General features: G+C 61.8%; 5 protein-coding genes. 2 read left to right on the top strand and 3 right to left on the bottom strand.

Annotated elements, in window-relative coordinates; genetic code table 11:
* Positions 1-2,244, top strand: a 2,244-nt coding sequence (locus HA630_RS16840) for a type I secretion C-terminal target domain-containing protein (RefSeq protein ID WP_166836150.1), incomplete at its 5' end; no start/stop codon positions are given.
* A gap of 372 nt (positions 2,245-2,616) precedes the next feature.
* Here the strand turns inward: HA630_RS16840 and HA630_RS25680 are convergent.
* The 3 genes from HA630_RS25680 to HA630_RS16825 all read right to left on the bottom strand — a co-directional run bounded on the left by HA630_RS25680 (position 2,617) and on the right by HA630_RS16825 (position 6,008).
* The gene (locus HA630_RS25680; protein ID WP_166836148.1) at positions 2,617-3,378 is read right to left on the bottom strand and encodes a Tfp pilus assembly protein FimT/FimU; all 762 of its coding nucleotides are present in this window, start codon (positions 3,376-3,378) and stop codon (positions 2,617-2,619) included.
* A gap of 77 nt (positions 3,379-3,455) precedes the next feature.
* Entirely contained in the window at positions 3,456-5,369 is a 1,914-nt protein-coding gene (locus tag HA630_RS16830) for an EAL domain-containing protein (RefSeq protein ID WP_166836146.1), read from the bottom strand.
* A 36-nt stretch (positions 5,370-5,405) separates the two neighbouring features.
* Positions 5,406-6,008: a transglutaminase-like cysteine peptidase gene (locus HA630_RS16825; protein WP_371809272.1), complete on the bottom strand. Its 603-nt coding sequence runs from the start codon at positions 6,006-6,008 to the stop codon at positions 5,406-5,408.
* Between the two features lie 254 nt (positions 6,009-6,262).
* Between HA630_RS16825 and HA630_RS16820 the strand changes: the two genes are divergently transcribed.
* Positions 6,263-7,635 (top strand): TolC family outer membrane protein (locus HA630_RS16820; RefSeq protein WP_166836144.1); only part of this gene is annotated, 1,373 nt, incomplete at its 3' end.

Below are 7,635 nucleotides of genomic sequence, written 5' to 3'. Positions count from 1 at the left end.
GGTGCGGGCCAGACGGTGACGGCCAACGTGCTGACCAACGACAGCTATGGTGCGGATGACACGGGAGGTTTGAAGGCCTTCAGCTGGGACGCGAACACGGCTGCGAAAGCGGTGTTGGCCACATACGGCACGCTGACGCTGGGCACAGACGGGCAGTACACCTTCACGCTGAACAACGCCAGCGCGGCGGTGCAGGCGCTGACGGCATCGGGCACGCCGATCCAGCAGACGCTGACCTACACCATCACGGACGCGGACGGCGACACCAGCCCGGGCAGCGTGATCATCAAGATCGTGGGAGCGGACGACAGCGCCAGCGTGACCGTGGCGACCCAAGGTGCGGACAGCACGGTGTACGAAGCGGGTCTGACGTCGGTGGCCAACACCAGCGAGACCGACAGCGACAGCTTCCAGGTCAACGCCACGGACGGCATTGCCAGCGTGACGATTGGCACGGGTTCGGGTGCGATCACCCTGACGCTGGGTCAGCTCACCAACCTGGGTGGTGTGGCTGCGGTGGACAAGACCTACGACACGGGCGAAGGCACGCTGGTGGTCACGGGCTTCAACAGCACCGACGGCAAGACCGGCACGGTGAGCTACAGCTACACGCTCAAGGCCGCACAGACACACGACAAGGCGACGGCCGACACGGCGATCAGCGACAGCGTGCCGGTGGCTGTGGCGGGTGTGGGCGGCACGGGTGCGAGCGCCAACCTGAGCATCAGCATCGTGGACGATGTGCCGAGCGTGATCGTCAACGACACGTGGGTTTACAACACCCAAAATGCGACGAACACAGGTACTGATGCTATTGCTTTCGGGGCAGATGGTCCTGCGGCAACTGGTTCTTTGACTCTGTCATGCTCCAACTTGCCAACGGGCTACGCGTTGATTCAAAGCGGTAATGTTTGGACGGCTATAAAATCCGGATCACCCGACCTTTTCTCAATCACGTTGGATCCAACCAGCGGTCAATACTCTTTCCAGCTTTTAAGCGCCAAACCGACGCAAGACGTCAACGTCGACGTTGATCAAGGTCTGGTAGCTGGAAGTTGGTATGATGCTTCCAATCAACCGACCACCGATCCAAACAATGTGTACAGCGTGGTGATTGAGCCTGCAGGCGGTAGTCCATTTAGAATAACCGCTTCGGGTGTCACCAATGGTGCTCCTTCTAAACTCAGTGTCCAAAATAGCACCATTGGTGTAGGCGGTGATGACACTATTCAGCAGACTGGAGGGGCTGATGATCGCTTTAAATTGTCTTTCCAGAATGTCACTGGTCAAGCAGCCACTCTGACGAATCTGTCGCTTGCTATTGCGCAATACAACGCGAACAATGATGAATTTGTCATCCGAGTTACGGGTGTGCAAACTAATGGTCAGGTGGTTACAGTGGAGTACAGTGATGCAAGTGCTGGGGTAGTCCTTTCTGGTGGATCCGGTAATAACCCGCTTATTGTTTCGGTTCCCATCAGTGGCTTTGTGTCCGTAAGTACCATTGAGTTGGATAGCCTCAACAGCAACATCAAGGTTGTTGATTACGATCTTGCATTCAAGGTCCAGCAGACAGTTGGTGATTATCAGTACGACTTTACTGCTGGTGTGAAAGATGGCGATCTCGATGCGACATCAGACACGTTCTCCGTGAAAGTCTTGGCGGGAACGGCTGGTGATGACACATTGGTGACTGGCATCTTTGCTGACACCGTTTCCGGTGGTGATGGTAATGACAGCATCAGCACTGGAGCTGCTAACGATATTTTGTCTGGAGGGGCCGGCAACGATACCTTGATCGGGGGCCTCGGAAACGATATCCTGGAAGGCGGCGCTGATGCCGACGTCTTTGTCTGGAAACTGGGTGACGCTGGAGCCTCCGGTGCCAAGGATGTCATTCGGGATTTCAATGTGGCAACCGACGCGCCTTCAAAAGGCGGTACTGGCGACGTGATCGATATTCGCGATCTTATTGATGTATCAGAAAATATCGCTTCGCTTCAGCCATACCTGAGTTTTGCCAATGTCGACAATAAGTTGGCTTTGGTGGTGGACGTGGATGGTTCCGGGACTGGGACGATCAAACAGACCATCGTCTTTGACAACGTGGATGTGACGGCTGGCAATCTGCAGGCGGCGAAAGATGCATTCGCTGCAGCCATGGGATTGTCTGGTACAGGCTTGACAGATAATGATCTGATCAATAGAATGATCACAGATGGGCACTTGAAAACCGATTTGTAACCCGTCTCCGCAGCCCTGATTCCAGGCTCGAGGGATCCATCTTGCAGGTGGGTCCCTTTTTGGTTTTTGGCCCGTGACCGTACCAAGGGATCGGCGAAGTCCAAGGTTAAAGATTAATCGAATTTCCGTTTTTTCTCACTGTCAGCAGCACCGCCAGCGCGTTGACGGAGCTGCTGGGAAAATCGTGCCGGCGAATGGGCCCCAGGCTGCTGTGCGATCTGATCTCGTTGTAATCCTGCCGCCTCCGCGCAATGCACTCCCGGCTTGGCTTGGATCAATACGTCAGGCGTTGCATTGATCAACTGACCCACTCCCTCAACGCCGAATGCGATGTGTGGGTATTCTGGTGCTGCCCAGAAAAGCGTGACGGCTTTAACTGGTCTTGAAATAGATTGTGCTCTTTTCCTTGCCGGCATTCACCGTCAAGGAAAAAGTCTTGTTGCTATTTTTGGGCGCTTCCATGTCAATTTCCAGCGTCCCTTTATTGCTGTTGTACGAAAAGTCGTCCACCTTGGCGCCACCCGTGGTGACCAGTTTGATGTCTTTTTCGGAAATCTTGCCCAAGCCTTGAACGTTGAACGACACCTCAAAGTCGTCCCCGGCCCTGACCCGGCACGTTTTGCCCTCGCTGGTGCATTCCTTGTATTGGTCCGACACCTGCAAAGTGGCTTGGGCGTTGTCGCCGCCAGAGGCGCCCCCGTTGTTGCTGCCAGGCGCAGCGGTGCTGGGCGGTTCTGGGGTGGGTTCTTCTGCGGGTGCGGTGGCTTCCGTGCTTGGGCTCGCCGCGTTGTCCGTGGTGCCGTTGGGTGACGGTGAACCCGACGCGGAAGGGGGCTGTGTGGCCTCGGGCGGGTTGGCCGTGTTGCCTGGGGAGGCCGGAGCCGTGTCGCTGGGCTGGGGTGGGCTGGCAGGAGCCGTGGCAGCTGGAGGGGTGGCGGCCTGAGCGCTGGGTATGGGGCCTTCCAGGGCCTCCACCGCTAGGGCAATGCGTTCGCCCGTCCCTTCCACCGTGTCAGAGGTGGTTTCAGCCCTCTCCACAAAAGCCCGGTAGCTGGGCACCGCAATCATGGCCAGTATGCCGATGACGGCGGTGACCACCACGGTTTCGATGAGCGTGTAGCCTGGCTGTTTCATGTGGCATCTCTGTAAAAATGTTTCTAAAGTATAAGAAATGCCCCGCTTAATTTCAATTATTTCTTTTTGAGGGGTTCTTACCGCACCCCCGGCCCCGTCGCCCCATCAAACCCCAACTGCGCCAGCAGCGGCAGGTCGGCTTGGTTTTCCACGCCCAACGCAATCACGGTGATGCCCAGCGCATGCGCCATGTTGCACAGGCCTTTCAGGAATTCCTGGTTGCCGGCGTTGGTGCTGATGCCGCGCACATAGCTCGGGTGCACCTTGATGTAGTCCAGTCCCAGGCCGGCCAGTTGGGCGGTTTCGGCAAAGCGCTGACCAAAGTACTCGATGCCCACCCGGCAGCCCAGCGCCTTGAGGCTGCGCGCCAGGTCGCGGAAGGCGTCGAACTGTTTGAACACGCCGTATTCGGGCACCTCGAACAGCAGGCGGCGGCACAGGTCTGGGTAGCCCTGCAGCAGTTGCACCAGCCGGTTGCGGAAGCCAAAGTCCGAAATCGTTTCGGCCGACAGGTTCACCGCCACGTCGCCGGCCACCTGGCGCAGGTGGTCGATGGCCAGCTTCACCACACCCAGGTCGATGGGGGCGGTCAGGTTCAGGTTGGCGGCCATGGGCATGAAGTCGCCGGCCGACAGCAACTGCCCGGCCGTGTCCATCTGCAGCCGGATCACCCCCTCCTGGTGCAGCGGCAGGGCGCGGTCGCCGCGCACCACCGGGAAGAAGGCCAGGCTCAGCTGGCCGCCCTGCACGGCTTCGGTCAGCAGGGTGCGCCACTGTTCGGCGGGCATGGAAAGCTTGTTGCCGCCGTCCTCCACCGCGTGCCAGCTGTTGGGTCCTTTGCCTTGGGCCTGGGCCAGCGCCTGGTCGGCACGGGTCAGCAGGTCGCCCACGCCCTGGTTGCGCACATAGGGCACCGCCGCCAGGTGGAACAGGTCGGGGAATTCCGCTTCCCAGTGGGGCAGCCAGTCGCGCAGCAGGCGGCCGTGAATGTCTTGCGCGGCCGCGGTGGGCGAGTCGAAGGTGGGGCACATCACCGCAAATTCGCCGCCTTTCACCCGACCGGCGCGCTGGCCCGGGTGGTCGTTGCCGCTGTCGAACAGCACCTGCCCCAGCTGCTTGAGCAGTTGGTCGGCGCGCTGGTGGCCCAGCTTGGCGTTCAGCTCGTTCAGGTAGGCCAGCCGCACCAGCACCAGGCTGCCGGTGGAGCCGAACTGCTCGCCGGTCAGGATCTCGCGCAGGTGCGACAGGAAATACTCCCGGTTGGCGATGCCGGTCACCGGGTCGCGGTTGACGCGGTTGCGCAGGGCCTCCAGCCGGGCCGATTCCTCGGCGAACATCGCCTTCAGGCGGCCCACCATGTCGTTCATGGCGCGGCTCACGGCACGCAGCTCGGGCGTGGTGGGTTCGCTCACCGTCAGGAAGCGGCGCTCGGCAATCGCCTGCGCCTGGCCCACCACCTCGCCCAGCGGCCGGGTGATGACGCGCACCGCAAATGTGCCCGCCACCCCGGTGAACAGGCTGCCCGCCACAAACCACAGCAGCAGTTCCAGCGTGCCGTCCCACAGGCTCTTGTAGGCGTACTGTTCGTGGCTGGCCAGGCTGATGGTGCCGAACTGCTTCCAGCCGTCCTGGATCAGCGCCTGCCCCGGCTGGACCCGGATCGGGATCAGATCGGCAAACCACTGCGGCGCGCCCTCCAGCCGGCCTTCATACACCTTTTCGGTCAGCACCTCGCCGGTGGGTGAGGTGACGCGGATGAAGCGGTAGTGCCCCACGTCAAACTGGGCCGCCACCTGCAGTTCCACCGTCACCGGGTCCTTGTCTAGCTGCGTCAGCGACAGCGCCAGTGACGTGGCGTTGTCAAGGTTCTTCACCTGCAGCTGTTGCTCCAGGTAATGCCGCGCCGACAACACGCTGACCACCAGGCTGCCGCCGAAGGCCAGCGTCATCACCAGCGCGATGGCGATCCACAATTGTTTGATGAGTGACATGCGATGACCCCTTGGGTGGTGTGGCGGGCGTGTGCTTCACAGGCCCTCTTGTTTCATGCGCTCCAGCACCTCGCGCCAGCGCGACAGCCGGGCCGTCGGGTCGGCCGCCGAAGCGGCCTGCCCCGCGACCCACAGGCCCTGGTGGTTGAAGCTGAACACGGGCGACAGGTCGGTGCGGCGCGACGCCGGCCGCACGCTGGTGATGAGGTTGTCCAGAATCACCGGCTCGCCGGTCGGGTCCTCGTAATAGCCCAGCACCATGTGCGCTTCGGTTTTGGCGCCGGCGGTGCGGGCGCGCACGTAAATCATGCGCAGCTTCTCGTTGGGCACCCCCAGCAGCAGCAACGTCATGTATTTGCCGATGGCGTAATCTTCGCAATCGCCGGTGGCGCGGCCCATCAATTCCAGTGGCGTGGCCCAATAGTCGTTTTGCTGCCACACCACAGGGTCCAGTTCGTAAAAAATGCGCCGGTTGAAAAAGGTGTTCACCGCGTTCAACTGCTGCTCCACCGCTTGTTCGCGCACCTCTTCCAGCAGGCGGCGCCAGGCCACCACGGTTTGCTCGGCCTGGGCGCCATAGCGCTCACGGGCCAGGGACTGCATGCGGTCCAGGTTGGGGGCGGCCAAGGTGGCGCCCACCAGCCACACAACCAACCCCCAGCCCAGCCACCAAAGGCGCGGGCACAGGCGAAGAAGGTGGGTGAAAGGGCTCACTGTCGCGTGTTTCTACCGCTGCGCTTGACGGAACGCAAGTTTCCACAGCAAAAAACTTGACGAATGTTAAAGTGCGGCCAGACAATGTCTACCCGATCTGATTCACATGATATCGGGTTGTTTCAGTAAGTCTTGTGCGCTTGGAAGCCAAACGCACCCAACCCCCTAAGGGAATTGTCATGAAAACCCAAACCGCTCTCTCCGCGGTCGCCGCGGCGGTGCTGCTGTGCACTGCCCAAACCGCTCTGGCCCAGGCGCTGCCGCCACCGATGATCGAGGCCATCCGCCAGGCCGTCACCACCAACCCCGAGGTGCAGGCCCGCTGGCACAACTTCACCGCCGCCGACGCTGAAAAAGACGTGGCCAAGGCAGGCTGGAAGCCCTCGGTGGACCTGACCCACGGCTTTGGCGTGGAGCGCAACAAGGGCCCCGGCGTGCTGCCCGCCGGCGACTCCGGCACCTACAACCGCCACGGAGGCGCCCTGACCCTGACGCAGACCCTATTCGACGGCTTCTTCACCAAGAACGAGGTGCAGCGCCTGAGCTACGCCAAGCTGACCCGTTACTACGAGCTGCTGGAAGCTGCCGAAACCATCGCCCTGGAAGCGGCCCGCGCCTACGCCGACGTGGCCCGTTACTCTGCCCTGGTGGACGAGGCCAAACAGAACTTCGTCGAGCACAAGGTCACCGCCAACCAGATCGAAGAGCGTTCCTCGGCCGGCGTCAGCCGCCGCGTGGACACCGACCAGGCCACCGGCCGCCTGGCCCTGGCCGAGTCCAACCTGCTCACCGAAATCTCCAACCTGCACGACGTCAGCGCCCGTTACCAGCGCATCATGGGCGTGCTGCCGCCGGCCACCTTGCCGCCGCTGGCCGAAGGCGTCAAGCTGCAGGGCCTGCCCACCAGCGTGACCCAGGCCATGAACGAAGGCCTGGCCAACAGCCCGACCATCAACGCCGCCTACGAAAACGTGCGCTCCACCCGCTCGCAGATCGAGTCGCGCAAGGCCGGTTACTGGCCGCGCGTGGACTTCCGCATCCGCCAGACCTGGGGCCACGACATCGACAACGTCAAGGGCAACACCCGCGATACCGTGGCCGAGGTCCTGCTGAACTACAACCTGTACCGCGGCGGCGCCGACAAGGCCCGCGAATCGCAGGCGGTGGAGTTCAACAAGCAGGCCCGTGACCTGCAGGAAAAAGCCTGCCGCGACGTGCGCCAGACCTTGGCCATTGCCTACAACGACGTGGTGCGCCTGAACGAGCAGATGGGCTACCTGAACCAGCACCGCCTGTCCACCGAGGTGGCGCGCGAGGCCTACCGTCAGCAGTTCGACATTGGCCAGCGCACCCTGCTGGACGTGCTGGACACCCAGAACGAGTACTTCGAGGCCAGCCGCGCCTACATCAACGCCCAGTACAACGAGTTCACCGCCCAGGCCCGCACCCTGGCCAGCATGGGCCGGCTGGTGTCGTCGCTGGGCGTGGCCCGTGCCGACCAGCCCAGCCTGGAAGACGTGGGCCAAGACCGCGGCCTGCTGCCGCCCGAGGA

Source organism: Aquabacterium sp. A08 (assembly GCF_011742065.1).
The sequence above is the reverse complement of the archived record's forward strand: the minus strand, read 5'-3'. Positions and strand labels throughout refer to the sequence as shown.